23 protein-coding genes are annotated in these 25,962 nt (G+C 62.1%); 14 read left to right on the plus strand and 9 right to left on the minus strand.

Annotated elements, in window-relative coordinates; genetic code table 11:
* Positions 1-5: 5 nt before the first annotated feature.
* Together BT116_RS15710 and BT116_RS15715 are read right to left on the minus strand one after the other, a co-directional pair.
* A complete protein-coding gene (locus BT116_RS15710) occupies positions 6-1,655 on the minus strand; it encodes an acyl-CoA dehydrogenase family protein (RefSeq protein ID WP_072345393.1) in 1,650 nt (549 codons plus the stop codon).
* Between the two features lie 71 nt (positions 1,656-1,726).
* Positions 1,727-4,111, minus strand: a complete 2,385-nt coding sequence (locus BT116_RS15715; RefSeq protein ID WP_072345395.1) for a hybrid sensor histidine kinase/response regulator — start codon at positions 4,109-4,111, stop codon at positions 1,727-1,729.
* A 462-nt stretch (positions 4,112-4,573) separates the two neighbouring features.
* On the opposite strand from BT116_RS15715, the gene BT116_RS15720 reads away from it, so the two are divergent.
* The 4 genes from BT116_RS15720 (at position 4,574) to BT116_RS15735 (ending at position 8,099) form a co-directional block, all read left to right on the plus strand.
* Positions 4,574-5,371: a hydroxymethylpyrimidine/phosphomethylpyrimidine kinase gene (locus BT116_RS15720; RefSeq protein ID WP_003205858.1), complete on the plus strand. Its 798-nt coding sequence runs from the start codon at positions 4,574-4,576 to the stop codon at positions 5,369-5,371.
* Positions 5,372-5,388: 17 nt separating this feature from the next.
* A complete protein-coding gene (gene thiE / locus BT116_RS15725; RefSeq protein ID WP_063324243.1) occupies positions 5,389-6,015 on the plus strand; it encodes a thiamine phosphate synthase in 627 nt (208 codons plus the stop codon).
* A gap of 28 nt (positions 6,016-6,043) precedes the next feature.
* The gene (gene hemL, locus BT116_RS15730) at positions 6,044-7,327 is read left to right on the plus strand and encodes a glutamate-1-semialdehyde 2,1-aminomutase (RefSeq protein WP_072345397.1); all 1,284 of its coding nucleotides are present in this window, start codon (positions 6,044-6,046) and stop codon (positions 7,325-7,327) included.
* Between the two features lie 217 nt (positions 7,328-7,544).
* Entirely contained in the window at positions 7,545-8,099 is a 555-nt protein-coding gene (locus BT116_RS15735) for a tetratricopeptide repeat protein (RefSeq protein WP_003205863.1), read from the plus strand.
* A 194-nt stretch (positions 8,100-8,293) separates the two neighbouring features.
* Here the strand turns inward: BT116_RS15735 and BT116_RS15740 are convergent, their stop codons facing one another.
* Entirely contained in the window at positions 8,294-8,623 is a 330-nt protein-coding gene (locus BT116_RS15740) for a DUF1820 family protein (RefSeq protein ID WP_003185742.1), read from the minus strand.
* Positions 8,624-8,756: 133 nt separating this feature from the next.
* On the opposite strand from BT116_RS15740, the gene miaB reads away from it, so the two are divergent.
* From miaB to lnt, 5 genes are all read left to right on the plus strand, one after another.
* Positions 8,757-10,085, plus strand: coding sequence for a tRNA (N6-isopentenyl adenosine(37)-C2)-methylthiotransferase MiaB (miaB, locus tag BT116_RS15745; RefSeq protein ID WP_170845972.1), 1,329 nt, complete (start codon positions 8,757-8,759; stop codon positions 10,083-10,085).
* 215 nt (positions 10,086-10,300) lie between these two features.
* Positions 10,301-11,311 carry a PhoH family protein gene (locus tag BT116_RS15750; protein WP_063324241.1) on the plus strand — a complete coding sequence of 337 codons (1,011 nt, stop codon included), beginning with the start codon at positions 10,301-10,303 and terminating at the stop codon, positions 11,309-11,311.
* Positions 11,304-11,762, plus strand: coding sequence for an rRNA maturation RNase YbeY (gene ybeY, locus BT116_RS15755; protein ID WP_072345401.1), 459 nt, complete (start codon positions 11,304-11,306; stop codon positions 11,760-11,762). The genes BT116_RS15750 and ybeY overlap by 8 nt, the downstream gene beginning before the upstream one ends.
* A 40-nt stretch (positions 11,763-11,802) precedes the next feature.
* On the plus strand, positions 11,803-12,642 hold the full coding sequence (locus tag BT116_RS15760) for an HlyC/CorC family transporter (protein ID WP_003205870.1): 840 nt from the start codon (positions 11,803-11,805) through the stop codon (positions 12,640-12,642).
* 27 nt (positions 12,643-12,669) lie between these two features.
* Positions 12,670-14,193, plus strand: a complete 1,524-nt coding sequence (lnt, locus tag BT116_RS15765; RefSeq protein ID WP_072345404.1) for an apolipoprotein N-acyltransferase — start codon at positions 12,670-12,672, stop codon at positions 14,191-14,193.
* 166 nt (positions 14,194-14,359) lie between these two features.
* Here lnt and BT116_RS15770 read toward each other — a convergent pair whose 3' ends face one another.
* Complete coding sequence (locus BT116_RS15770) at positions 14,360-15,121, minus strand: YdcF family protein (protein WP_063324239.1); 762 nt, start codon at positions 15,119-15,121, stop codon at positions 14,360-14,362.
* A gap of 103 nt (positions 15,122-15,224) precedes the next feature.
* Positions 15,225-15,545: a hypothetical protein gene (locus BT116_RS15775; protein WP_063324238.1), complete on the minus strand. Its 321-nt coding sequence runs from the start codon at positions 15,543-15,545 to the stop codon at positions 15,225-15,227.
* A gap of 303 nt (positions 15,546-15,848) precedes the next feature.
* Here BT116_RS15775 and leuS point away from each other — a divergent pair, with 303 nt between their 5' ends.
* From leuS to BT116_RS15800, 5 genes are all read left to right on the plus strand, one after another.
* Positions 15,849-18,455 carry a leucine--tRNA ligase gene (gene leuS, locus BT116_RS15780; protein WP_072345406.1) on the plus strand — a complete coding sequence of 869 codons (2,607 nt, stop codon included), beginning with the start codon at positions 15,849-15,851 and terminating at the stop codon, positions 18,453-18,455.
* 90 nt (positions 18,456-18,545) lie between these two features.
* The gene (gene lptE / locus BT116_RS15785; RefSeq protein ID WP_063324236.1) at positions 18,546-19,151 is read left to right on the plus strand and encodes an LPS-assembly lipoprotein LptE; all 606 of its coding nucleotides are present in this window, start codon (positions 18,546-18,548) and stop codon (positions 19,149-19,151) included.
* A gap of 39 nt (positions 19,152-19,190) precedes the next feature.
* The gene (gene holA / locus BT116_RS15790; RefSeq protein ID WP_072345408.1) at positions 19,191-20,228 is read left to right on the plus strand and encodes a DNA polymerase III subunit delta; all 1,038 of its coding nucleotides are present in this window, start codon (positions 19,191-19,193) and stop codon (positions 20,226-20,228) included.
* Positions 20,229-20,504: 276 nt separating this feature from the next.
* Positions 20,505-20,669, plus strand: coding sequence for an alternative ribosome rescue factor ArfA (arfA, locus tag BT116_RS15795; protein ID WP_072345410.1), 165 nt, complete (start codon positions 20,505-20,507; stop codon positions 20,667-20,669).
* 72 nt (positions 20,670-20,741) lie between these two features.
* Positions 20,742-22,064, plus strand: a complete 1,323-nt coding sequence (locus tag BT116_RS15800) for a lytic murein transglycosylase (protein ID WP_072345413.1) — start codon at positions 20,742-20,744, stop codon at positions 22,062-22,064.
* A 72-nt stretch (positions 22,065-22,136) separates the two neighbouring features.
* Here BT116_RS15800 and BT116_RS15805 read toward each other — a convergent pair whose 3' ends face one another.
* From BT116_RS15805 to BT116_RS15825, 4 genes are all read right to left on the minus strand, one after another.
* Complete coding sequence (locus BT116_RS15805) at positions 22,137-23,069, minus strand: S66 peptidase family protein (protein ID WP_072345414.1); 933 nt, start codon at positions 23,067-23,069, stop codon at positions 22,137-22,139.
* Positions 23,070-24,012: 943 nt separating this feature from the next.
* A complete protein-coding gene (lipA, locus tag BT116_RS15815; protein ID WP_003205886.1) occupies positions 24,013-25,035 on the minus strand; it encodes a lipoyl synthase in 1,023 nt (340 codons plus the stop codon).
* 1 nt (position 25,036) lies between these two features.
* On the minus strand, positions 25,037-25,684 hold the full coding sequence (gene lipB, locus BT116_RS15820; protein WP_072345416.1) for a lipoyl(octanoyl) transferase LipB: 648 nt from the start codon (positions 25,682-25,684) through the stop codon (positions 25,037-25,039).
* Positions 25,684-25,959, minus strand: a complete 276-nt coding sequence (locus BT116_RS15825) for a DUF493 domain-containing protein (protein ID WP_003185772.1) — start codon at positions 25,957-25,959, stop codon at positions 25,684-25,686. Before BT116_RS15825 ends, lipB begins: the two co-directional genes overlap by 1 nt.
* Between the last annotated feature and the right edge of the window lie 3 nt (positions 25,960-25,962).

The raw sequence follows: 25,962 nt of genomic DNA on the forward strand, positions 1-25,962 counted from the left end.
TGTGTCTAGAAGCCGTGTGGGGTGGAGCGCGTCACGATCGCTTCGACATTCAAGCCCCGAGGCAAGGCGCCGTACACCCGGCTAGCCGAGCCGAGGCGACTGGCGATGAAGGCATCGCTGACAGCGCTGTTCCCCGCCTCGAGCAACAGCTTGGCTTGCAGGCCCACGGCGATGTCTTCGGTCAATTGCCGGGCGCGGTACTGGATGTCGTCGGAGTCCTTGAACGCGGCCTGCAAGCGGTCGATATGGCCGGCCAGGCGCTTGTCGCCGTGGCCGTCGCCCAATTCGCTGAACAATACCTCCAGCACGCCGGGCTCCTTGGACAAGGCGCGCAGCACATCCAGGCATTGCACGTTGCCGGAACCCTCCCATGTCGAATTGACCGGCGCCTCCCGGTACAGACGCGGCAGGATGCTGTCTTCGACGTAGCCGGCACCGCCCATGCATTCGGCGGCTTCGTTGATCATCGCGGGGGCGCGCTTGCAGATCCAGTACTTGCCCACCGCTGTCACCAGCCGGGCGAACTTGGCCTCGTGCTCGTCACTCAAGTGGTCCAGCGCCCGTCCCATGCGCAGGCTCAAGGCCAATGCCGACTCACTTTCCAGCGCCAGGTCGGCGAGGACGTTTTGCATCAGCGGCTGCTCGCTCAACAGCTTGCCGCCGACCTTGCGGTGCGCGCAGTGATGACTGGCCTGGGTCAACGCCTGGCGCATCAGGGCGCTGGAGCCGACCATGCAATCGAAGCGGGTCATGGCCACCATCTCGATGATCGTCGGCACGCCGCGGCCTTCTTCACCGACCATCCAGGCCAGTGCACCACGGAACTCGACTTCGCTGGAGGCATTGGAGCAATTACCCAGCTTGTTCTTCAGCCGCTGGATGTAAAACTGATTGCGGGTGTCGTCGGGGCGATGGCGCGGCAGCAGGAAACAGGTCAGGCCCTTGTCGGTCTGGGCCAAAGTGAGGAAGGCATCGCACATCGGCGCCGAACAGAACCATTTGTGGCCCACCAGTTCATAGGCCTGGCCCGGGCCGCTGGCGCCCACCGGATAGGCTTTGGTGGTGTTGGCCCGCACATCGGTGCCGCCCTGCTTTTCGGTCATCGCCATGCCCAGGGTCACCCCGGCCTTGTGGGCCATGCCGACGTTGCGCGGGTCGTACTCGGTGGCGAGCACCTTCGGCAACCAGCGCTCGGCCAGATCCGGTTGCAGGCGCAGCGCCGGCACGCTGGCGAAGGTCATGGTCAACGGGCAACCCGTACCGGCTTCGGCCTGGCTGTGCAGATAGGTCATCGACGCACGGGCGACATGGGCGCCGGGCTGTGGATGGGACCAAGGCAAACTCGGCAGGCCATGCTCGACGGCGGTGCGCATCAACTGATGATAAGCAGGATGGAACTCCACCAGGTCGATGCGATGACCGTAGCGGTCATGGCTGGAGAACACCGGCTTGTTCTGGTTGGCCAGGAAGCCCGCTTCCATCAACGGCCCGCCGGCCAGCGCCCCATACGCATCGATCCGCGCCTGCGCCCAGCCCGCCCCAAAGTACTGCGACCACTGCTGCAGCGGCAGGTCGATGCGGTACAGGTTGGCGCCATCCAGGGACGGCGGTTGGTTGGTGACGTCGTGGGTTTCAGCGAACTGGTGCAGGTTCATGACAGGGCTCCTCGATCGGGCAGGGATTCAGTTAAGCACCACCTCCAAGCCGGACAAAGTGTCATATCCGCCTAAATGTCGGCGCTTTCACCCTGTCTCGGGCAAAGCACCCGGCGCTGGAGCATCGCCTGCAGTGCCTCGAATTTCACGGGTTTGTTCAGGTAATCGATCTGAGCGCCCAAGGGACAGCATTCGCGCGCCACATTCGGGCTGACCACCAGTACCGGCAGTTCCTCGCAGCCGGGCAAGGTGTGGATCTGGCAGCAGAGCGACACGCCGTCCAGCGGCGGCAACTGACAGTCGAGCAGCACCGCATCAAAGCGCTCGCCGTGCAGCAGATCCAGCGCGGCGCGGCCACTGTCGGCGGTGCGCACCCGATAACCGAGCTTGAGCAACATGCCGCGCATGACCAACTGATCGATGCTGTTGTCATCGGCCAGTAGCACCGTGCAATCCTGCGGCACACGCGAGCCTTGGCGGCCACCGAAGGAAAACGGCGTCGGGACCACCGCTGGCAAGGCCACGTCAAACTCCACATCCAACTGGAAACGGCTGCCACGACCGGGTTCGGAGGTGTGGGTCAGGCGTCCGCCCAGCAGTTCCACCAACTGCCGGCAAATGGCCAGGCCCACGCCAAGACCGCCGTATTCGCGGGTCATCGAGCCGTCGAGTTGGAAGAAGCGCTGGTACAAGGTCGCTTCCCCCAGGTCGGTAAAACCGATTCCGGTGTCGATGACAGCAAAGGACAGCACCAGCCGATCAAGCGCCGTCGGCCTGCCGCTGACTCGCAGGGTCAGGCCGCCAACCCGGGTGAACTTGATGGCGTTGTCCAGCAGGCATTCCAGGCTCTGGGCCAGTTTGCCACTGTCGCCAAGCAACCGGTCCGCCAGGCCAGGGGCCACGTCGACCTTGAAATCCAGGCCCTTGGCCGCCGCATTGGCGCCGAACTGCACCTGCAGCGCATCGACCACCCCACGCAGGCTGAACGGTGCCGGATAGACCTTGAGCTTGCCGGCCTGCAACTCGGTCAGGGTGAGGATGCCATTGACCATGCGCATCATGTCCCGCGCCGAACCAGCGGCGGTCTGTTGATACTGGGTCAGTTCCTCGTCCATCTCGACGGTTTCCATCAGCTCAAGGGAACCGATCACGCCATTCATCGGCGTGCGCAGTTCATGGGTCAGGGTGGCGAGGAATTCATCCTTGAGCTTGTTGCCGTGGGCCAGTTGCTGGTTGAGCACTTCGAGTTTCTGCCCGGCGTCCAACAGGGTCTGTGCCTGCTGCTCGCGCATGGCATTGATACGGTCGGCCAGGGCCAGGGACAACAGCGCTACTTCGATGGCCGAGCCGATCTGGCTGGCGTACATGGTCAAAAAGACGTTTGGCAGGTAACCGAGCACCATCAACGTATTGACAATGCCCCCCAGCAGAAACGCCGACCAGGCAATGATGAAATAACGCGCCACCCGCAGGCCACGCCACCAGGCAAACAACCCGGCAGCAAAGATCGCCACCGTGAACAGCAGCGCCAACACCGTCGCCAGGCGCAGCGCCAGGGCATAACTGGTCATCAGCGACAGGCCGACCACCACAGCGCTGTAGGCGATCAGCGCCAGCAGCAAGCGGTCCAGCCAACGACTGTGCTGGGCGGTTTGCAGGAAACTGCGGGCGAACTGGCTGCCAAACAGGCCCGCGCAGCCAATGAAGAACGGCGTCGCGGCGTTGGCCCACCAGGGGTTGTCCGGCCAGAAATACTCCACGGCGGCACCGTTGACCGACAACTGGTACAGGCCGAACGAGGCAATATAGAAGATGTAATAGAGGTAGCTGGTGTCGCGCACGCTCAGGTAAATGAACAGGTTGTAGACCAGCATCCCCAGCAGCACGCCATAGATGATCCCCAGTACATACAAGCGCACTGGCTGTTGTTCGAGGTAAGCGGTGCTCGACCACAGCGTCAGCGGCGCCTGGATCGAACCCTGGCTTTGCAGGCGCAGGTACAGGGTCTGCTGTTGTTCGGGTTTGAAAGCCAGGCTGAATAGATAGTTGTTCTGGCGGATCTCGCGGCTGGCGAACGGCAATGCATCACCGGTCTGGCGAACCAGGCGATAGCCCCCCGACGCATCGGGCAAATACAAGTCGAGGTGGTCCAGCGGCGGGTACGCCAGCTCCAGCAGCCAGGTACGCTGGGCGTCCGGATTGACAGGACGGTAGTGCAGGTCGATTTTCAACCAGAAGGCTGATCGCGAGTAACCGGCGTTCAGCGTGGCTTGGTCGTGGGTTTTGAAAGCACCGGCGGCAGCCTGGGCCAAGACATCGTCGATGGAGGCCGTGCCGCCCGCATCTTCGAACACCTGCAGGGCATGGCCCAAGGGCAGGCTTTGGGTGAACTCACCGAATTCAAGGGCGCTTGCCAGAGGGGACAAGCACAGCAGCAACATCAGCAAATAGCGCATTTAAGCCCCAGCGTGGCCTGTCCGGTTGAGTCAGGAAGCCCCCCATTCCCTGAGTAGACGTAAAACCGGCATTACCTGTTATGAGTTGGATCCATCTGTAGCATAGCCGTTGATGGCCAATTTGCACCATTGAAATCTTTCCTACAGAAGGCTCTAGGACGGGCGTTCCAGCGCGAAGCATTGAGATAGAGCTGTTGCTTTGGTCAGATTGCAATACGACCCGGGAGCCAGGCTCTCGTTTGTTTGATCAGGCCCAGGGTTCTGTGGCGAGGGGATTTATCCCCGCTGGGGTGCGAAGCGCCCCCATTCAAACTGTCTGATATACCGAGGCGATGGGTATTGGGGCCGCTTCGCAGCCCAGCGGGGATAAATCCCCTCACCACAAATAAATCCTGCCTATAGCAGCTTCACCTACTACAGGCGTGCGCCGATCGAAAGGGTTTGGTGGTAAGCTCGCCCACCATGAATATCTACAGCTCTCGCCCCGTTGTCCTCTGCCTCTCCGGCCACGATCCCAGTGGTGGCGCCGGCTTGCAGGCAGATATCGAAGCCCTGCTCGCCCAGGGTTGCCATGCCGCCCCTGCCGTTACCGCGTTGACCGTGCAAGACACCGTCAACGTCAGCGATTTCCGAGTGCTCGACCGAGAGTGGGTACTGGCACAAGCCAATGCCGTGCTCAACGATGCCCAGGTGGCAGCGGTCAAGCTGGGGATGCTTGGCTCACTGGAAATGGTCGACACGGTGGTCGAACTGCTCCAGGCGCACCCGCACCTGCCGATGGTCTGCGACCCGGTGCTGCGCGCCGGCGGTGGCGGGCGACTGGGCAAGGATGAAGTCGGCTACGCCATGCGCGAACGCCTGCTGCCCCTGGCCATCATCGCCACCCCCAACCTGCCTGAAGCACGCATCCTCGCCGAACTGCCCGAGGGCAGCGCCGACGAATGCGCGGAAAAACTGCTGCCCTTCGTCAAACACCTGTTGATCACCGGTGGTCACGGCGACGAACATGAAGTCCATAATCGCCTGTACAGCCGTGACGGCGGGCGCGAAACCTTTACCTGCCAGCGTCTGCCCGGCAGTTACCACGGTTCCGGCTGTACCCTGGCCAGCGCCCTGGCCGGTCGACTGGCCCAGGGCGAACAGCTCGCCAGCGCCGTCAAGACCGCACTGGATTACACCTGGCGCACCTTGCGCGATGCCGAACAACTGGGCAAAGGCCAGTTCGTACCGCGTCGCCTGCCGCTGGATTTCTGCTCGTAGCACCGGAGGCCTGTGGAATGAAATTACGTGGCCTTTACGCCATCACCGATAGCCAATTGCTGGCCGGCAAGTTCCTCGCTTATGTCGAAGCGGCACTGGAAGGCGGCGTCACCCTGCTGCAATACCGCGATAAAAGCAGCGACGAGGCCCGTCGCCTGCGGGAAGCCGAAGCACTGCGCAACCTGTGCGAACGCTACAAGACCCAGTTGATCATCAACGACGACGCCGAACTGGCTGCGCGCCTGGGCGTCGGTGTGCACCTGGGCCAGACCGATGGCCCGTTGGCGCCAGTGCGGGCACTGCTCGGGCACAAGGCGATCATCGGTGCCACTTGCCACGCCAGCCTGGCACTGGCCGAACAGGCCGCCAGCGAAGGCGCCAGTTATGTCGCGTTCGGGCGTTTCTTCAATTCCAACACCAAGCCCGGCGCCCCCAGCGCAAACCTTGAACTGCTCGCACAGGCGCACCTCAAATTGCATATCCCGGTGTGCGCCATTGGCGGCATCACCCTGGACAATGCCGCCCCGCTGGTGGCCCACGGGGTCGACCTGCTGGCGGTGGTCCACGGCCTGTTCGGCGCCGACAGCACCACTGAAGTGACGCGCCGCGCCCGCGCCTTCAATGAGCTGCTGCAGATCAAATAGTCTATTTTCCGTTTTCGAGAGCCCAACCATGTCCCGTTCCGAAACCCTGTTTGCCAATGCCCAGAAACACATCCCCGGCGGCGTGAACTCGCCCGTTCGTGCGTTCAAGAGCGTCGGCGGCACCCCACTGTTCTTCAAGCACGCCGAAGGCGCGTACGTCACCGACGAAGACGACAAGCGCTATGTGGATTACGTCGGCTCCTGGGGCCCGATGATCCTCGGCCACAGCCATCCGGACGTGCTGGATGCGGTGCGCAAGCAACTGGTACACGGCCTCTCCTACGGCGCCCCGACCGCAATGGAAACCGAGATGGCCGACCTGGTCTGCTCGATCGTGCCGTCGATGGAAATGGTGCGCATGGTCAGCTCCGGCACCGAAGCGACCATGAGCGCGATCCGCCTGGCGCGGGGTTTTACCGGCCGCGACAGCATCATCAAGTTCGAAGGCTGCTACCACGGCCACTCCGACAGCCTGCTGGTCAAGGCCGGTTCTGGCGCATTGACCCAGGGCGTGCCGAGCTCGGCAGGCGTACCGGCAGCGTTCGCCAAACACACCCTGACCCTGCCATTCAACGACCTCGAAGAAGTCGAGAAGATGCTCGGCGAAGTCGGCCAGGAAGTGGCGTGCATCATCGTCGAGCCAGTGGCCGGCAACATGAACTGCGTGCCGCCGGCACCGGGTTTCCTCGAAGGCCTGCGCAGCCTGTGCGACCAGCATGGCGTGGTGTTGATTTTCGATGAAGTGATGACCGGTTTCCGCGTGGCCCTCGGCGGCGCCCAGGCCCATTACGGCGTCACGCCGGACCTGAGCACCTTCGGCAAGATCATCGGCGGCGGCATGCCGGTGGGCTGCTTCGGCGGCAAGCGCAAGATCATGGAATGCATCGCGCCGCTGGGCCCGGTCTACCAGGCCGGCACCTTGTCGGGCAACCCACTGGCCATGGCCGCCGGCCTGACCACGCTGCGCCTGATCAGCCGCCCGGGCTTCCACGCCGAACTGACCGACTACACCACCCGCCTGCTCGACGGTTTGCAGGTCCGCGCCGACGCGGCCGGCATTCCGTTCGTGACCACCCAGGCCGGAGGCATGTTCGGCCTGTATTTCAGCGGTGCCGATGACATCGTCACCTTCGAAGACGTGATGGCCAGCGACGCCGACCGCTTCAAACGCTTCTTCCACCTGATGCTCGACGGCGGCGTGTACCTGGCCCCGAGCGCATTCGAAGCCGGTTTCACTTCCATCGCCCATGGCGAGACCGAGCTGAAGATCACCCTCAATGCGGCCGAACGGGCCTTCGCGGCACTGAAGTAAGCCTGTGGATAACTGACGCCGGCTGAAGCTGGCGTCAGCGATTGCTGACAACCTCCCGCCTTTTTCCTACGTATTTATGCCCGAAGGAGCTATTAGCATTCCCTCGCAGCAGAAAAACGAGTAAAGACTTTGTAAGGATGGCCCTGCTTATTTCATAATGCGCGCTTATTGGATCCCCCGGAGGGTCCGCGCGCCCCTCAGAGGTAAGTCGATTCCCATGAACCGCACCGGCCGCACCCTTGCCTTGGGCTGCCTGTTGCTCCTTCAGCCCCTGCTCGCGAATGCACAGGCAGGCGGTAACTCGTTGTTGATCCCGGCGCTGGGCCGTTGCACGCTCAATACCCAGCCACAAGATCTCGCACCGGCACTCGACGCCTGTCAAAAAGCGGCGGACGCAGGTGATGCACAAGCGCAATACGAGTTGGGCGAGTTCTACTACGAAGGCAAGGCTGCGCCGCGCGACCTCAAGAAAGCCCTCGACTACTTCGAAAAAGCCTCGCTGCAAGGCCATGCCCAGGCGCAATTCAAGCTCGGCGGCATGTTCTTCCATGGCGAAGGCGTGCCAGCCAACAACGTCCAGGCCTATATCGTCCTGAAGATGGCCGCGGTCAACGGCGCCGAAGAAGCCCTGGACACTGCCGACGAAGTCGCCGAGCAAATGCCCCGTGACGAGTTGGAAGTGGCCACCCAGGTGCTGGGGCAGATCTTTCGCAAGTACCTGATGGAATTGCAAAACGCCGATGGGCGTACGCCCTTCTCGCCACTGCCCTAAGTTCACTGCGACCCCCTGTGGCGAGGGGATTTATCCCCGCTGGGCTGCGAAGCGGCCCCAAATCCGTCAACTCAATCGAGCTCCAATACCGCAGTGTCAGGTTTTAGGGTCGCTTCGCGCCCCAGCGAGGATAAATCCCCTCGCCGCAAGGACTGTGCCCGACCTTAGAGACTCATGTTGCCAAGAGCCGAGGGTTACTTCTCAGGCATCGGCATCGGAAACGGCATCACATTGCCGACCGCGCCGCGGGCTTCGCTGATTTTCGGGGTGCCCAGGCGTTCGACTTCGTCGATGCGCACGATCGAATGCATCGGCACGAAGCTGCGCACCACGCCTTCGAACTGCGCCTTGAGCTTTTCCTCGCTCGGATCGACGACCACTTGCGTGCGCTCGCCAAAGACGAATTCTTCCACTTCCAGGAAACCCCACAGATCACTTTGATAGATCTGCTTGGCGTACATTTCGAACACCTGGCCCTGGTTGAGGAAAATCACCTTGTAGATTGGAGCTTCACGTTTGGTCATGGCTGGCGAAACACATCGGCGGGTAAAAATGAGGGCGCGAACTATAGCATAGCCACTGCTCGCATAGCGGTAGGAACCCAAGGACTTGTTCCCTATAATGCGCGGTTCTTTGAATCACGTGATGATCCCGTCCATGGCCAAGAAGCTTTACATCGAAACCCACGGTTGCCAGATGAACGAGTACGACAGCTCGCGCATGGTCGATCTGCTGGGTGAACACCAGGCCCTGGAAGTCACCGGCCGCGCTGAAGACGCGGACGTGATCCTGCTAAACACCTGCTCGATTCGCGAACGCGCCCAGGACCGGGTGTATTCCCAGCTCGGCCGCTGGCGCGAACTGAAGTTGGCCAACCCGGAAATGGTCATCGCCGTGGGCGGTTGCGTGGCCAGCCAGGAAGGCGCGGCCATTCGTGATCGCGCGCCGTACGTGGACGTGGTCTTTGGCCCGCAGACCTTGCACCGCCTGCCGGAGATGATCGACGCCGCGCGCAGCACCAAGCTGCCGCAAGTGGACGTCTCGTTCCCGGAAATCGAAAAATTCGACCACCTGCCCGAACCGCGCATCGACGGCCCAAGTGCCTACGTGTCGGTGATGGAAGGTTGCAGCAAGTACTGCACGTTCTGCGTGGTGCCCTACACCCGCGGCGAAGAAGTCAGCCGGCCGTTCGACGACGTGATCGCCGAAATCATCCACCTGGCGGAACACGGCGTGCGCGAAGTGACCCTGCTGGGACAGAACGTCAACGGCTATCGCGGCCTGACCCATGACGGGCGCCTGGCGGATCTCGCCGAACTGATCCGCGTCGTGGCGGCAGTGGATGGCATCGACCGCATCCGCTACACCACGTCTCATCCGCTGGAGTTCTCCGACAGCCTGATCCAGGCCCACGCCGAAGTCCCTGAACTGGTCAAGCACCTGCACCTGCCGGTGCAATCGGGCTCCGACCGGATCCTGGCGGCCATGAAACGCAACCACACCGCACTGGAGTACAAATCCAAGCTGCGCAAGTTGCGCGCGGCGGTGCCGGGGATCTGCATCAGCTCGGACTTTATCGTCGGCTTCCCTGGCGAAACCGAGAAAGACTTCCAGCAGACCATGAAACTGATCGAAGACGTGGGCTTCGACTTCTCCTATTCCTTCGTCTACAGCCAGCGCCCTGGCACTCCGGCGGCCGACCTGGCGGACGACACCCCCGAAGAACTGAAAAAGGAACGGCTCAACGCATTGCAACATCGCCTCAACCAGCAAGGTTTCGAGATCAGCCGACAAATGGTCGGCTCCGTCCAGCGGATTCTGGTGACCGATTACTCGAAAAAGGACCCGGGCGAGTTGCAAGGCCGAACCGAAAACAACCGCATCGTCAACTTCCGCTGCGACACCCCGGCCCTGATCGGCCAGTTCGCCGACGTGCACATCGACGCCGCGCAACCGCACTCCCTGCGCGGTTCACTGATCCAGTAACCCCACACTTCCTGTGGGAGCGAGCTTGCTCGCGATAGCGGTGCGACAGTCAATATCAATGTTGAATGTGAGGGCCCCATCGCGAGCAAGCTCGCTCCCACAGTGGCCGTGCCAAGCCCTGTGATCAGATTCGCCTGTTTAAGAGCTTTCGCACCCAGCCTACTGGCGTTATCCTTGATTTCACCTTAATTGCCCCCGGGCGGCTAAAAACGACCTTGAACGCACCCATCGAACCACATCGCTTTATTCTCGAGCCCTTTGAGGCTCGCCGCTTCGCCAATCTGTGCGGGCAATTCGACGAGCACCTGCGCTTGATCGAACAGCGCCTGGCCATCGAGATCCGCAATCGCGGAAACCAGTTCGAACTGATCGGCGAACCCAAGCACACCACCTCCGCGGAAAACCTGCTGCGCCGTCTCTACCGGGAAACCAAGGGGAGCGAGCTGTCGCCGGATACGGTCCACCTGTTCCTGCAGGAGTCGGCTGTCGAAGAACTCGACAACCATGCCCCGTCGGAACCTGCCGTGGCCCTGCGCACGAAAAAAGGCATGATTCGCCCGCGCGGCTTGAATCAGCAGCGCTACGTGAAGGAAATCCTGGGCAACGACATCAATTTCGGCATCGGCCCGGCCGGTACCGGCAAGACCTACCTGGCCGTGGCCTGCGCCGTCGATGCGCTGGAACGTGAACAGGTGCGGCGTATCCTGCTGGTGCGACCGGCGGTCGAAGCCGGTGAAAAACTCGGCTTCCTGCCCGGCGACCTGGCCCAGAAAATCGACCCGTACCTACGCCCGCTCTATGACGCGCTGTATGAAATGCTCGGCTTCGAATACGTCGCCAAGCTGATCGAGCGCCAGGTCATCGAGGTCGCGCCGCTGGCCTACATGCGTGGTCGGACCCTGAACAACAGCTTCATCATCCTCGACGAAAGCCAGAACACCACGGTCGAGCAGATGAAAATGTTCCTGACCCGCATCGGCTTCGGCTCCACCGCCGTCATCACCGGGGACATCACCCAGGTCGACCTGCCCCGCGGCACCAAGTCCGGGCTGAACCATGTGATCCAGGTGCTCAAGGACGTGCCGGGCATCAGTTTCACGCACTTCATGCCCAAGGACGTGGTGCGTCATCCGTTGGTCCAGCGCATTGTCGAAGCCTACGAGCGCTTCGAGCATCGCGAGGCCGACGATGCGCCTGAAGGCAAAGGCAATCGCCACAATGCTTGAACTCGACCTGCAAGTGGCCTGCAAACACGCCGCCCCCAGCGAAGCCCAGTTCCGCCAATGGTGCGAACTGGCCCTGCGCCAGCGCAGCGCCGACTCGGAGCTGACGATCCGCCTGGTGGACGAGCCCGAAGGCCGTGAACTGAACCACACCTGGCGGCAGAAAGACTACGCCACCAACGTGCTGTCGTTCCCCGCCGACGTACCCGACGAACTGCTCGACATCCCACTGCTGGGCGATCTGGTGATCTGCGTCCCGGTGGTGGAGCGTGAAGCAGCCGAACAAGACAAGACCCCCGAGGCCCACTGGGCCCACCTGGTCATTCACGGCTGCTTGCATCTGCTGGGTTACGACCACATAGAAGATGACGAAGCCGAAGAAATGGAAGCACTGGAACGAACGTTGCTTGCAGAGCTGGGTCATCCCGACCCCTACGCCGGCGACGAACACTGATACATCAACCTGTAACGACAAAGGATTCAGAGTAATCGCTATGAGCGAAGATCGATCGAGCAACGGGCAGAAGTCATGGCTGGGCAAGCTCACCCAGGCTTTTGCCCATGAGCCGAAAAACCGCCAGGAGCTGCTGGAGCTGCTGCGCGACGCACACCAGAACAAACTGCTGGACAGCGAAGCGCTGGCCATCGTCGAAGGCGCCATCCAGGTCGCTGACCTGCAAGTCCGGGACATCATGGTCCCGCGCTCGCAGATGGTCAGCATCAAGGCGACCCAGACCCCTCGCGAATTTTTGCCCGCCGTGGTCGACTCCGCTCACTCGCGCTACCCAGTCGTCGGCGAGAGCCATGACGACGTCATGGGCGTGCTGCTGGCCAAGGACCTGCTGCCGCTGATCCTTCAGGAAAACGGCGACAGCTTCAACATCAAGGACCTGTTGCGCCCGGCCACCTTCGTGCCCGAGTCCAAGCGCCTGAACGTGCTGCTGCGTGAATTTCGCGCCAACCACAACCACATGGCCATCGTCATCGACGAATACGGCGGCGTGGCCGGCCTGGTCACCATCGAAGACGTCCTCGAGCAGATCGTCGGCGACATCGAGGACGAGCACGACGTCGAGGAAGACAGCTACATCAAGCCCCTGCCCAGCGGCGACTTCCTGATCAAGGCTCTGACGCCGATCGAGAACTTCAACGAATTCTTCGACAGCCAATTCTCCGACGATGAGTTCGACACCGTCGGCGGCCTGGTGATGAGTGCGTTCGGGCATCTGCCCAAGCGCAACGAAACCACGGAAATCGGCTCCTGGCGCTTCCGCATCCTGAATGCCGACAGCCGTCGGATTCACTTGCTGCGCCTGTCGCCCATTGGCCGATAACCCCTGCGAGACCCGCTAAGGACAAAAATGCGCTGGATAACCCGCCCCGGCTGGCCCGGTAACCTGCTGGCCATGGCGGCCGGTGCGATCACTACCCTGGCCTTGGCGCCGTTCGACCTCTGGCCGCTGGCATTGCTGGCGGTCGGCTTGTTCTACGCCGGGCTGCGCGAGCTCTCGCCACGCCAGGCCCTGGGCCGAGGCTGGTGTTTCGGTTTTGGCCTGTTTGGTGCCGGTACCAGTTGGATCTACGTCAGCATCCACAACTTCGGCGGCGCCTCGGTGCTGCTCGCCGGGTTGTTGATGTTGCTGTTCATCGCCGCCATCGCCTGGTTCTTCGCCCTGCCCGCCTGGCTGTGGGCACGCTGGTTGCGCCGCAACGAGGCGCCGCTGGCCGATGCCCTGGCGTTCGCCGCGCTGTGGTTGGGCCAGGAAGCTTTCCGCGGCTGGTTCCTCACCGGGTTCCCCTGGCTGTACTCCGGCTACAGCCAGCTCAACGGCCCGCTGGCCGGCCTCGCGCCGCTGGGCGGGATGTGGCTGATCTCCTTCACCCTGGCCTTGACCGCCGCGCTGCAGTACAACGCGCCCCGGTTGATCCGCACCGGACGCAAGGGCTTTATCGCCGCGGGCGTGATGCTGCTGATCGGCCCATGGGTGGCCGGCCTGGCCCTCAAGGGCCATGCCTGGACCAGTCCTTCGGGCGACCCGCTGAGCGTCGCGGCGATCCAGGGCAACATCGAACAAAGCATGAAGTGGGACCCCGAGCAGCTCAACGCGCAGTTGGCGCTGTACCGCGACATGAGCTTTGCGTCCAAGCGCGTCGACCTGTTGATCTGGCCGGAAACCGCAGTACCGGTGCTCAAGGAATCTGCCCAGGGTTATCTGGACATGATGGGCAGCTTCGCCGCCGAGCGGCATTCGGCGTTGATTACCGGTGTGCCGATTCGCCAACTGGTGCGCCACGAGAAGCGCTATTTCAACGGCATCACCGTGACCGGCGAAGGCGACGGTACTTACTTGAAGCAAAAGCTCGTGCCGTTTGGCGAATACGTGCCACTACAGGACATCCTGCGCGGCCTGATCGCCTTCTTCGACCTGCCCATGTCGGACTTCGCCCGGGGCCCGGCCGACCAGCCACTGCTGCAAGCCAAGGGTTACCAGATCGCGCCGTTCATCTGCTATGAAGTGGTCTATCCGGAATTTGCCGCCAGCTTGTCAGCGCGCAGCGACCTGTTGCTGACCATCAGCAACGACACCTGGTTCGGCACCTCGATCGGCCCGTTGCAACACCTGCAAATGGCCCAGATGCGCGCCCTGGAAGCCGGTCGCTGGATGATCCGCGCCACCAACAACGGCGTCACCGGGCTGATCAACCCCTTCGGCCAGATCACCGCACAGATCCCGCAATTCGAGCGTGGCATCCTGTACGGCGAAGTGGTGCCGATGCACGACCTGACGCCGTACCTGCAATGGCGCTCATGGCCGCTGATCATTTTGTGCCTGTCGCTGTTGGGCTGGGCGTTGATGGCAAGCCGGATGGCCAAGACCGTTTAAGGCCTCTGCCCCCCCTGTGGCGAGGGGATTTATCCCCGCTGGGGCGCGAAGCGCCCCCCATTCAAACTGTCTGGCACACCACAGTGTCAGTTCTATTCTGGGGCTGCTTCGCAGCCCAGCGGGGATAAATCCCCTCGCCACAAATAACAATTCACCACAAAGCCGTTCAGCGATAGAACAACCAATACCCCAACAACCCCATCGCCTCATTCATCAACTGCCCGGACTGCCAGATCGACTTGAACTCCGGCATCCAGCCACCCAGTGGCCGGGCATTGTCCGGGCCCAGGAAGCCGACAGGCGCCGGCACCACTTCAAATCCCGACCGCTCGAAACTCCAGACCGACCGCGGCATGTGCCACGCCTGGGTCACCACCACAACCCGCTTGATGCCTTCCGGCAACAGGATCTCGGCGCTCATCTGGGCGTTTTCCCAGGTGGTGCGGCTACGTCCTTCCTGCCAACGCACGTTGACGCCAAAATCCTCCAGCATCGAGTCGGCCATCAACTTGGCCTCGCTGGGTGGGGTGCCGTAGTGCAAGCCGCCAGTGGTCAGCACGGGCAAGCCCGACGCCTTGGCCAGTCGCGCCGCATAACGCTGGCGTTCGAGGCCGACACCGGTGGGCTGGTCGGAACCCCAGGCCAGGTCACCGCGCTCGCGACCGGAACCCAGCACCACGATGGCGTCGGCACGCTGGGCCAGGGTCGCCCATTCACTGCGCAGCAGCGGCGGCTCACGCTCCAATGCCTTGGCGCTCCACTGCACCACCACCGGCAGGCTCATCAACCAGAAACCGCCCAGGCCCACGGCGAAACACAGGCGGGCCAGGCGCGGCCGAGAATGGCGCCACCACCAGGCGAGCGCCAACAGCAGCAGAAGAATGCCGGGCGGCAATAGAAGTTGTTTGATGAAATAGCGAAAGGGCATCGGGCATCTCCATAGATGCCCGAAGCCTAAGGGGGTTGACGCAAAGCGACAACAGATTCGAAAAAGCCTTGAACCAAAAAAAGCGACACGCGTGAATCCGGCTTTACTTGAACTGCAGCGACCGGATCTTTACTGCATCCTTATCAGGCGTCCGGTCCTTGAGCCACACAACCTTGGCCGAACGGGGCGCTTCGAGACGCTTGAGTACCTGGGCCCCACTGGTGGGGGGGTTATGTCCGGCCTGTTCAAGGTAAGCCTTGACCAGTTCGAACTCTGCGGGGCTCAAGCCTCGCAGTTCCAGCTCTACCGGGCGCTCATCACGCAAGCGACCGGCGGTTCTTGCAGCGTCCAGGGCCACCCCGAGACGATCGATCAGTTTTTCGTACAACTCAGGTGTAGCGACTTTTCGTTGTGATTCAACCATCCCTCACCTCATTGAAGATAAGACTCACTCCCCATTGAGAAGCTTAGCTTCGCTGGGCAAACCGGCAGTGCGCCGCGACCAACGGCCCTGAACACGGGTCATCGCCGATGATCGGCAATGCCTCGGCGGTGGTTCGGCAGCAATCAGGGTTTCCCTCGGCAGAGTGCGGTCATGTATGCTACGGCGCTTCCTGTAACTCCACTTCCAGCTTGGCTGGGCATCGAAAACGCCGCATTCGGCGTCGTCTGCGTCCAGCATGGCAGCGAAGAGGATTGGGCCACCCCATTCAGTACAAAAGTAGCCATGCACGAACACTACCAGCCCCGTGAAATCGAAGCCGCCGCCCAGTCGTTCTGGGACGAGCAAAAGTCCTTTGAAGTCAGTGAACAGCCAGGCAAGGAGACTTACTACTGCCTGTCGATGTTCCCTTACCCCAGCGGCAAGCTACACATGGGGCACGTGCGCAACTACACCATCGGCGACGTGATCTCCCGCTACCAGCGCATGCAAGGCAAGAACGTCCTGCAACCCATGGGTTGGGACGCCTTCGGCATGCCGGCGGAAAACGCCGCGATGAAGAACAACGTAGCCCCCGCCAAGTGGACCTACGAAAACATCGCCTACATGAAGACCCAGCTGCGCAGCCTGGGCCTGGCGGTGGATTGGTCCCGCGAGGTCACCACCTGCAAGCCCGACTACTACCGCTGGGAGCAATGGCTGTTCACCCGCCTGTTCGAAAAAGGCGTGATCTACCGCAAGAACGGCACCGTGAACTGGGACCCGGTGGACCAGACCGTGTTGGCCAACGAACAAGTGATCGACGGTCGCGGCTGGCGCTCCGGCGCGCTGATCGAAAAGCGCGAAATCCCGATGTACTACTTCAAGATCACCGCCTACGCGGATGAGCTCCTGGAGAGTCTCGACGAGCTGACCGGCTGGCCCGAGCAGGTCAAGACCATGCAGCGCAACTGGATCGGCAAGTCCCGGGGCATGGAAGTGCAGTTCCCCTACGACGTCGCCTCCATTGGCGAAGCCGGCACCCTGAAAGTCTTCACCACCCGCCCGGACACCCTGATGGGCGCCACCTATGTGGCCGTGGCCGCCGAACATCCGCTGGCCACCCTGGCGGCCCGGAACAACCCTGAGCTGCAGGCGTTCATCGCCGAATGCAAGGGTGGCAGCGTCGCCGAAGCCGACGTCGCCACCCAAGAGAAGAAAGGCCTGCCAACCTCGCTGTTCGTCGAGCACCCGCTCACCGGCGAGAAACTGCCGGTATGGGTTGCCAACTACGTACTGATGCACTATGGCGACGGCGCTGTCATGGCGGTGCCGGCCCACGACGAGCGCGATTTCGAATTCGCCCACAAGTACAACCTGCCGGTCAAGACCGTGGTGCGCACCAGCACCGGCGACCAGACCCCGGCACCTTGGCAGGACGCCTATGGCGAACACGGCGAGCTGATCAACTCCGGTGAGTTCGACGGCCTGGACTTCGCGGGTGCATTCGATGCCATCGAAGTCGCCCTGATCAAGAAGAACCTCGGCGCCTCGCGCACCCAATTCCGCCTGCGGGACTGGGGCATCAGCCGCCAGCGCTACTGGGGCTGCCCGATCCCGATCGTGCACTGCGACACCTGCGGCGACGTACCGGTGCCGGAAGATCAACTGCCCGTGGTCCTGCCGGAAGACGTCGTACCCGACGGCGCCGGTTCGCCCCTGGCGCGCATGCCCGAGTTCTATGAGTGCAACTGCCCGAAATGCGGTGCACCGGCCAAGCGTGAAACCGACACCATGGACACCTTCGTCGAGTCTTCCTGGTACTACGCGCGCTACGCCTCGCCGCACTATCAAGGCGGCCTGGTGGAAAAATCCGCGGCTGACCACTGGTTGCCAGTGGACCAGTACATCGGCGGCATCGAACACGCCATTCTCCACCTGCTCTACGCACGCTTCTTCCACAAGCTGATGCGTGACGAAGGCCTGGTGAGCTCCAACGAGCCGTTCAAGAACCTGCTGACCCAAGGCATGGTGATCGCCGAGACTTACTATCGTCGCGAAGCCAACGGTGCCTACACCTGGTTCAACCCGAGCGACGTCGAACTCGAACGCGACAGCAAAGCCAAGGTCATCAGCGCCAAGCTGATCGCCGACGGCCTGCCGGTGGAAATCGGCGGCACCGAGAAAATGGCCAAGTCGAAGAACAACGGCGTCGACCCACAGTCGATGATCGACCAGTTCGGCGCGGACACCTGCCGCCTGTTCATGATGTTCGCCTCGCCACCTGACATGAGCGCAGAGTGGTCCGATTCGGGCGTCGAGGGTTCGCACCGTTTCCTCAAGCGCGTCTGGCGCCTGGCCCAAGCCCACGTCACCCAGGGCCTGCCGGGCAGGCTGGACGTCGCCAGCCTGAACGACGAGCAGAAAGCCGTCCGTCGCTCGATTCACCTGGCCATCAAGCAGGCCAGCCATGACGTCGGCCAGAACCACAAATTCAACACCGCCATCGCCCAGGTGATGACGCTGATGAACGTGCTGGAAAAAGCCGCGCAAGGCACCGAGCAGGATCGCGCACTGGTTCACGAAGGCCTGGAAGCCGTGACGTTGCTGCTGGCGCCGATCACCCCACACATCAGCCACGAGCTGTGGAATCGACTGGGTCACGCCGACCCGGTGATTGATGCGCGCTGGCCGGTGGTGGACGAAACCGCGCTGGTGCAGGACAGCCTGACCCTGGTTATCCAGGTCAACGGCAAGCTGCGCGGCCAGATCGAAATGCCGGCTGCGGCAACGCGCGAAGAAGTTGAAGCCGCCGCGCGGGCCAATGAAAACGTGCTGCGCTTCGTCGATGGCCTGACCATTCGCAAAGTGATCGTCGTGCCCGGCAAGCTGGTCAACATCGTCGCAAGCTAATTGGATCGGGCGCGAGGCTCAAGCCTGGCGCCGAATACAACCTGCGGGGTCGCATGGTCGACCCCCATAGGGTTCAAGGGGAGCAACAAGATGATCAAACGTAATCTGCTGGTAGTGGGCCTGGCGGTCCTGTTGAGCGCCTGCGGCTTCCAACTGCGCGGCACCGGCACCACCGAGCTGGCCATCACGGAACTGGACCTCAGCGCACGGGACGCCTATGGCGACACCGTGAAACTGCTGCGCGACACCCTGGAAAACAGTGGCGTGAAAGTCTACAGCGGGGCCCCGTACAAGCTGGTACTGGCCCGTGAACAGCAGAGCCAGCGCAGCCTGAGCTATGCCGGTGCCGGTCGTTCCGCCGAGTACGAACTGAACAACGTGCTGAGCTATGAGATCCGCGGCCAGAACGACCTGGTACTGCTGGACGACAAGCTGCAAGTGCAGAAGGTCTACCTGCATGATGGCAACAACATCACTGGTTCCGACCAGGAGTCGAGCGAAGTGCGCGATGAAATGCGTCGTGACCTCGTACAACGCATGATGCTGCGCCTGCAACAGCTGAGCCCGGCCCAGCTGGAGCAACTGCAACAGACCGCCAACGCCCGCGCCAAGGCCGAAGCCGATGCGCTGGAAGCGGCACGCAAGGCTGAAGCGGAAACCCCGCAACAGTCGCCGATGCAGATCCCGGCTGAATAAGCCTTGCGGGGCGCTCCGGCGCCCCGCTCGCCTTCTCTTATGAAGCTCGCTCCCGCCCAACTCGGTAAACACCTGCAAGGCGCCCTCGCGCCGGTCTACATCATCAGTGGCGATGACCCACTGTTGTGCCAGGAAGCCGCCGACGCCATCCGCGCCGCTGCACGCCAGCAAGGTTTCGACGAGCGCCAGGTATTTGCCGCCGACGCCAGTTTCGACTGGGGCACGCTGCTGCAGGCCGGGGCGAGCATGTCGTTGTTCGCCGAAAAACGCCTACTGGAGCTGCGTTTGCCGTCTGGCAAACCCGGTGACAAAGGCGCCGCTGCGCTGATCGAATATTGCTCTCGCCCGGCCGAGGACACCGTGCTGCTCATCAGCTTGCCGAAACTCGACGGCAGCGCGCAAAAGACCAAATGGGGCAAGGCTCTGGTCGAAGGCCCGCAGACCCAGTTCGTGCAAATCTGGCCGGTGGATGTCAGCCAGTTGCCGAGCTGGATCCGCCAGCGCCTGTCCCAGGCCGGCCTCTCGGCCAGCCAGGACGCAGTGGAGCTGATTGCCGCCCGGGTCGAAGGCAACCTGCTGGCCGCTGCCCAGGAAATCGAAAAGCTCAAGCTGATGGCCGAGGGCGGACAGATCACCGTGGAAACGGTGCAAGCCGCCGTGGCCGACAGTGCGCGCTTCGATGTCTTCGGGCTGACCGATGCGATCCTCAACGGTGAGGCCGCCCATGCCCTGCGCATGCTCGAAGGCCTGCGGGGCGAAGGCGTCGAGCCGCCGGTGATCCTCTGGGCCCTGGCCCGGGAATTACGCCTGCTGGCCAACCTGTCCCTGCAATACAGCCAGGGCGTCCCACTGGACAAAGCCTTCAGCCAGGCCCGCCCACCGGTGTGGGACAAACGCAAACCGCTGATGAGCAAGGCCCTGCAACGCTACTCGGCACCACGCTGGGCGCAATTGCTCCTCGAAGCCCAGCGCATCGACGCGCAGATCAAGGGCCAGGCCGCCGGCTCACCGTGGATGAGCCTCAGTCGCTTGTCGCTGTTGATGGCCGGTCAACGATTGCCCCTGCCTGCCGAGTAAACACACAGCAAGAGCACGCTGCATATCTGTGGCGAGGGGATTTATCCCCGCTGGGCTGCGAAGCAGCCCTAAAACCCGGCACTGCGCAGTGTCAGGCAGTATGAAGGGGGACGCTTCGCGCCCCAGCGGGGATAAATCCCCTCGCCACAGATAATCTCTCACTACACGATGTGTGTCCGTCCGAACGACACTTCCTGCACAATGCAGGGACTGGACAGCCCGCTAACTCTGCCCCATGATTTGCCCCGCAAAACCCACCCCACGAGAGACACCATCATGAGCAAAAAGCCATCCAGGCATGGCCCCAACAAGGCCAAATCCATCATCGCCCAGCCCCTGTTCCGCAGCCGCCAGGAACGACCCGCCAAGGGCAAAGGCAGCTACCGCCGCGAAGCCTTCCAGTCTGACAACTGGGAGGCTTCTTGCTTTGTGGCAGCTTGAAACACCCGGACAAGCCCTACACCCCTTTCGCGTGATAAGGTCAGCACCTGATTTGTATTTCTGGACCCGTGCATGCCCTTCTGTCTTTCCCATCGTTGGCCACTGCGCCAGATGATTGTTGCCGCCAGCGTTGCCCTGCTTGTCGCCTGCGCCGAAAAACCTACTGCCGCCGACGCCCAACCGCTCCAGACAGCCCCCGCCGTGACCGCTCCGGCCATCGTCCCGCCGCTGGTGCCGACCGGTGAAGACCTGGCCATTGCGCCCACCCAGACCTTCGCGCAATGGCAGGCAGGGTTTCGCAAGGAGGCACTGGCCGCCGGGATCCGTGGCGACCTGTTCGATCGTGCGTTTGTCGGCGTCAGCCCGGACATGAGCGTGATCAAGGCCGATCGCAGCCAGCCGGAATTCACCCGTCCCGTGTGGGAATACCTCGATGGCGCGCTATCGCCTCTGCGGGTCAACAAAGGCAAGAGCCTGATCCAGCAGAACGCCCAGGTCCTGCAAAGCATCGAGCAGCGTTATGGCGTCGATCGCGAGGCGCTGGTGGCGGTGTGGGGCATGGAGAGCAACTTTGGCCAGTTCCAGGGTAGCAAGTCGGTGATCAATTCCCTGGCGACCTTGGCCTACGAAGGACGGCGCCCGGGTTTTGCCCATGCGCAACTGATCGCCGCGCTGCAAATCCTGCAACAGGGCGATATCACACCGGAAAAAATGCTCGGTTCCTGGGCCGGCGCCATGGGCCAGACCCAGTTCATTCCCACCACGTACAACACCCATGCAGTGGATTTCGACGGCGACGGTCGCCGCGACATCTGGGGCAGCTCCACCGACGCCCTGGCCTCGACCGCCCATTACCTGCAAAGCTCCGGCTGGCAGCGTGGCCAGCCATGGGGGTTCGAGGTCGATCTCCCAGAGGGCTTCGACTACACACTGGCCGATGGCACGATCCGCAAGCCTGTTGCTGAATGGGAGCGACTGGGGGTTTCAGAATATGGCGGCCTGCCAATAACCCCGGATGACAAACAGCTCTCGGCGTCTCTGCTCCTGCCGGCCGGCCATCGCGGCCCGGCGTTCCTGATCTTCGATAACTTCCGCGCCATCCTCAAGTACAACAACTCGTCGTCCTATGCCTTGGCGGTCGGGTTGTTATCAAAGCGCTTTACCGACGGCGGACTGGTCTATGGCCAGTGGCCCAAGGAGGATCTGCCCCTGAGCCGCAGCGAACGCATCGAGCTGCAAACCCTGCTGGGCAAGCACAACTACGACGCGGGCAACCCCGACGGCATCATCGGCGCCAACACCCGCAAGGCCATCCGCAGCGCCCAGCAGTCGTTCGGCTGGCCGGCGGATGGGTATCCGACGCAGCAGTTGCTGGAGGCATTGCGTAACCGCTGAATTGCCGTATGGCGGCTACCGCTATCGCGAGCAAGCTTTGCTCGCGATGGCTGACTCCCAAGCGCTACATGACTAGCGACTGACCACCACATCCTGCTCCAGCACCAACTTCTTCTCCCCCGCATCCAATCTCACCAACGCCCCCATGGGCAAGGTCAGGTTCGGATCGCAGTGCCCGCTGCGCCAGCCGGACAGCACCGGGATACGCAATGGCTCGAAGGTCTGCTTGAGCAACCTATTCAACGTCTCGACATCGACCCCGGCCACATCCCCTACCAACACACCGCGTAGTTTGTGCAACGTGCCGGCCAATCGAAGCTGAGTCAGCAACCGGTCGATGCGATACAGCGGCTCGTTGATGTCTTCGATGAACAGGATTACCCCGTCGGCCTCGATCTGATAAGGCGTGCCCATGGTCGCGGCAATCATCGACAGATTGCCCCCCAGCAGACGACCGTGGGCGATGCCCGGTTCAACGGTGGTCAATGGATACGTTGCCGGATGGCTTAGCACGCTGCCGGCCTTCAACTGGCCACGCAGCAGGCTGAAAAACGAGGTGACGGTTGGGGGTTCCTTGTCGCCCAGCAGATCGGCGTTGAGCAGCGGGCCGTGGAAGGTGACGAAGCCTGCGTAGCGGCTGATGGCCAGGTGCAGGGCGGTGATGTCGCTGTAGCCTACGAATGGCTTGGGGTTGCGTCGCAGGAGGTCGAAGTCGATGCGGTCCAGCAGGCGTGGTGTGCCGTAGCCGCCCCGTAGGCAGATGATCGCGGTGACTTCTGGGTCGGCGAAGGCGGTGTGCAGGTCGTTGAGGCGTATTTCGTCGCTGCCGGCGAGGTAGCCGTTCTTTTCGTAGACGCCTGGGAGGATTCGCAGTTCATGACCTCGGGCGCGCATCCATTGGATGGCTTTTTCCGTGTCCAGGGGGGCGGGACCGGCGGGGGCGATCACGGCGATCAGGCCTTCGGATGGGAGAGCTGGGACGGGGTGATGTGGGGTTAGGTCCATGCGTTTCCCGCTTTGTCGGCTTGTGTGTATATCCGTTTCTTGTGTAACGGCTACTTATGGTTCCGCTCTTACAGCGGGTCACTTTTGGAAAAGCGCCAAAAGTAACCAAAAACGCTTTGCCCCACCACTCGGTGCCTCGCCTAGGCTCGGCATGCCCTCACTCCGGCATTGCTCCGTGGGCCGCCGCGAAGGGCCATCCATGGCCCAGCGCGGCTAACCCGGCATCCATGCCGGGATGCCCACTACGCAATGCCTGCGTTCGGCCAGCGTGGTTTAACGGGGCGCCAAGATCAAGATCAAGATCAAGATCAAGATCCAAAGCAAAGCAAAGCAAAGCAAAGCAAAGCAAAGCAAAGCAAAGCAAAGCAAAGCGCGGCACATCCAGCATCTGTGTAACTGAAGCACCGCTATCGCGAGCAAGCTCGCTCCCACAGGGCTTTGCGGTGTTCGCAATATCTGGGTAGGTGCAAAAACCTGTGGGAGCGGGTGATCACAGCATCTGCACACGACACAAAACCTTGCTCGCGATGCATCGGCACAGCCAACATCACCACAAACCTATCCTCCGCTTTCCCGAGCAAGCCCGCTCCCACAGAAGAAACGCGTTCACTCTAAGCCAGGCCGGCTATAAGGCCGCCTCGCGCAGCTTTTGATCTGGGGCGCCCCGTTAACCACGATGGCCGAACGCAGGTATTGCGCAGTGGGCACCTCGGCATGGATGCCGAGGTAGCCGCGCTGGGCCATGGATGGCCCTTCGCGGCGGCCCACGGAGCAATGCCGGAGTGAGGGCACACCGAGCCTAAGCGAGGTGCCGAGTGGTGGGGCAAGAGCGTTTTGGTTACTTTTGCGCTCTTCAAAAGTGACCCGCTGTAAGAGCGGAACCATAAGCCGCCGTTACGCAAAAACGGATATGCACACCACCCCAAAAACCAACGCTAAAAAATCAGGATCCGAGCAGCTCAGCCTTGACCAACTTAGCCTGCTCATCCGCATGATACGAAGACCGCACCAACGGCCCCGAAGCCACGTTCTTGAAGCCCATCTTGTACCCTTCCTCAGCAAACCAGGCAAAGGTATCCGGATGCACAAAACGCTGCACCGGCAGGTGACTACGCGAAGGCTGCAAGTACTGCCCCAAGGTCAACATATCGATGTCATGCTCACGCATGCGCTTCATGACCTCGATGACTTCCTCATCAGTCTCACCCAGGCCCAGCATCAAGCCGGACTTGGTCGGAATGTGCGGCATCATCTGCTTGAAGCGTTGCAGCAAGGTCAACGACCACTGGTAATCCGAACCCGGACGCGCGGCCTTGTACAGGCGCGGTACGGTTTCCAGGTTGTGGTTGAACACATCCGGTGGCTCGGCGGCGGTGATTTCCAGGGCGATGTCCATGCGGCCACGGTAATCGGGCACCAGGGTTTCCAGCTGGACATTCGGCGACAGTTTGCGGATCTCGCGGATGCAGTCGGCGAAGTGCTGGGCACCGCCGTCACGCAGGTCGTCACGGTCCACCGAGGTGATGACCACGTACTTGAGCTTCAGGTCGGCGATGGCGATGGCCAGGCTTTCCGGCTCGTTGGTGTCCAATGGCTTCGGACGGCCGTGGCCAACGTCACAGAATGGGCAGCGACGGGTGCAGATATCGCCCATGATCATGAACGTGGCGGTGCCGCCGGAGAAGCACTCGCCCAGGTTCGGGCAGGAGGCTTCTTCGCAGACGCTGTGCAGCTTGTGCTTGCGCAGCAGGGCCTTGATACGGTCGACTTCCGGGGACACCGGGATGCGCACGCGAATCCAGTCAGGCTTCTTCGGCAATTCGGTGGTCGGAATGATCTTGACCGGGATGCGTGCAACCTTCTCGGCGCCGCGCAGCTTGACGCCGGCCTCTACCTTGGCACGTGGGGCCGGACGCTCGGTGACGTCCTGCGTCGGGATAATGGTTTGCACTGCATCAGTAGTCATATCAGTCGATTCCGCCCGTGAGGGTCGTCTGCTCAGCATAGTCGAGGTGTTTGACGAGCTGCGCGCGCAGCCGGGCACTTACCTCGGCAAATTCAATCGATCCTGCATGCTCGCTCAACTGGGTCATCGCCAGTCCCGCGTAGCCACAGGGATTAATCCGTCGAAATGGCGCAAGGTCCATGTCCACGTTCAGCGCCAGGCCATGAAACGAACAGCCATGGCGGATTCGCAATCCCAAGGAGGCGATCTTCGCCCCGTCGACATAGACACCCGGCGCATCCGGCTTGGCCGCCGCCGTCACACCGTAGCTGGCCAGCAGCTCGATCAGGCATGTCTCCATGCGGGTGACCAGCTCGCGCACGCCAAACCCCAGCTTGCGCACATCCAATAACAGGTAGGCGACCAATTGGCCAGGACCATGGTAGGTCACCTGCCCGCCCCGGTCGACCTTCACCACCGGGATATCCCCCGGCAGCAGCAGGTGCTCGGCCTTGCCGGCCTGGCCCTGGGTGAACACCGGCGGGTGTTCCACCAGCCAGACTTCATCGTCGACGGTAGTGCCGCGTTCGTTCGTGAAGCGTTGCATGGCATGCCAGACCGGCTCGTAAGCCATCGTGCCCAGCTCGCGAAAGCCCAGCGTGCCCGGCATCACAACACCATGTGCACGAAACCGGTCGCACGCAGCTCGCTGTTGATGTCGTAGAGCTGTTCCTGGCCGGTGGCAATGATGTGCAACTGGATCGTCGTGTACTTGCCGTTGGTACTCTGGCGCTCGGCCAGGGTCTTGTGGTCAACGGTGGCATGTTTTTCAAGGATCGCAATGATCCGGTCCTTGAAACCCACGCCGGTGTCGCCGATGACCTTGATCGGATAATCCGCGCAGGGGAATTCGATCTTCGGCGCTTTTACTTCAGAGTCTGTCATGGG

Source organism: Pseudomonas sp. NFACC16-2 (assembly GCF_900119205.1).
Taxonomy (GTDB): Bacteria; Pseudomonadota; Gammaproteobacteria; order Pseudomonadales; family Pseudomonadaceae; genus Aquipseudomonas; species Aquipseudomonas fluorescens_Q.

Coding starts and splice junctions, on each gene's coding strand:
- BT116_RS15710 (WP_072345393.1), bottom strand. CDS start 1,655: ATGAACCTGCACCAGTTCGCTGAAACCCACGACGTCACCAACCAACCG.
- BT116_RS15715 (WP_072345395.1), bottom strand. CDS start 4,111: ATGCGCTATTTGCTGATGTTGCTGCTGTGCTTGTCCCCTCTGGCAAGC.
- BT116_RS15720 (WP_003205858.1), top strand. CDS start 4,574: ATGAATATCTACAGCTCTCGCCCCGTTGTCCTCTGCCTCTCCGGCCAC.
- thiE (WP_063324243.1), top strand. CDS start 5,389: ATGAAATTACGTGGCCTTTACGCCATCACCGATAGCCAATTGCTGGCC.
- hemL (WP_072345397.1), top strand. CDS start 6,044: ATGTCCCGTTCCGAAACCCTGTTTGCCAATGCCCAGAAACACATCCCC.
- BT116_RS15735 (WP_003205863.1), top strand. CDS start 7,545: ATGAACCGCACCGGCCGCACCCTTGCCTTGGGCTGCCTGTTGCTCCTT.
- BT116_RS15740 (WP_003185742.1), bottom strand. CDS start 8,623: ATGACCAAACGTGAAGCTCCAATCTACAAGGTGATTTTCCTCAACCAG.
- miaB (WP_170845972.1), top strand. CDS start 8,757: ATGGCCAAGAAGCTTTACATCGAAACCCACGGTTGCCAGATGAACGAG.
- ybeY (WP_072345401.1), top strand. CDS start 11,304: ATGCTTGAACTCGACCTGCAAGTGGCCTGCAAACACGCCGCCCCCAGC.
- BT116_RS15760 (WP_003205870.1), top strand. CDS start 11,803: ATGAGCGAAGATCGATCGAGCAACGGGCAGAAGTCATGGCTGGGCAAG.
- lnt (WP_072345404.1), top strand. CDS start 12,670: ATGCGCTGGATAACCCGCCCCGGCTGGCCCGGTAACCTGCTGGCCATG.
- BT116_RS15770 (WP_063324239.1), bottom strand. CDS start 15,121: ATGCCCTTTCGCTATTTCATCAAACAACTTCTATTGCCGCCCGGCATT.
- BT116_RS15775 (WP_063324238.1), bottom strand. CDS start 15,545: ATGGTTGAATCACAACGAAAAGTCGCTACACCTGAGTTGTACGAAAAA.
- leuS (WP_072345406.1), top strand. CDS start 15,849: ATGCACGAACACTACCAGCCCCGTGAAATCGAAGCCGCCGCCCAGTCG.
- lptE (WP_063324236.1), top strand. CDS start 18,546: ATGATCAAACGTAATCTGCTGGTAGTGGGCCTGGCGGTCCTGTTGAGC.
- holA (WP_072345408.1), top strand. CDS start 19,191: ATGAAGCTCGCTCCCGCCCAACTCGGTAAACACCTGCAAGGCGCCCTC.
- arfA (WP_072345410.1), top strand. CDS start 20,505: ATGAGCAAAAAGCCATCCAGGCATGGCCCCAACAAGGCCAAATCCATC.
- BT116_RS15800 (WP_072345413.1), top strand. CDS start 20,742: ATGCCCTTCTGTCTTTCCCATCGTTGGCCACTGCGCCAGATGATTGTT.
- BT116_RS15805 (WP_072345414.1), bottom strand. CDS start 23,069: ATGGACCTAACCCCACATCACCCCGTCCCAGCTCTCCCATCCGAAGGC.
- lipA (WP_003205886.1), bottom strand. CDS start 25,035: ATGACTACTGATGCAGTGCAAACCATTATCCCGACGCAGGACGTCACC.
- lipB (WP_072345416.1), bottom strand. CDS start 25,684: ATGCCGGGCACGCTGGGCTTTCGCGAGCTGGGCACGATGGCTTACGAG.
- BT116_RS15825 (WP_003185772.1), bottom strand. CDS start 25,959: ATGACAGACTCTGAAGTAAAAGCGCCGAAGATCGAATTCCCCTGCGCG.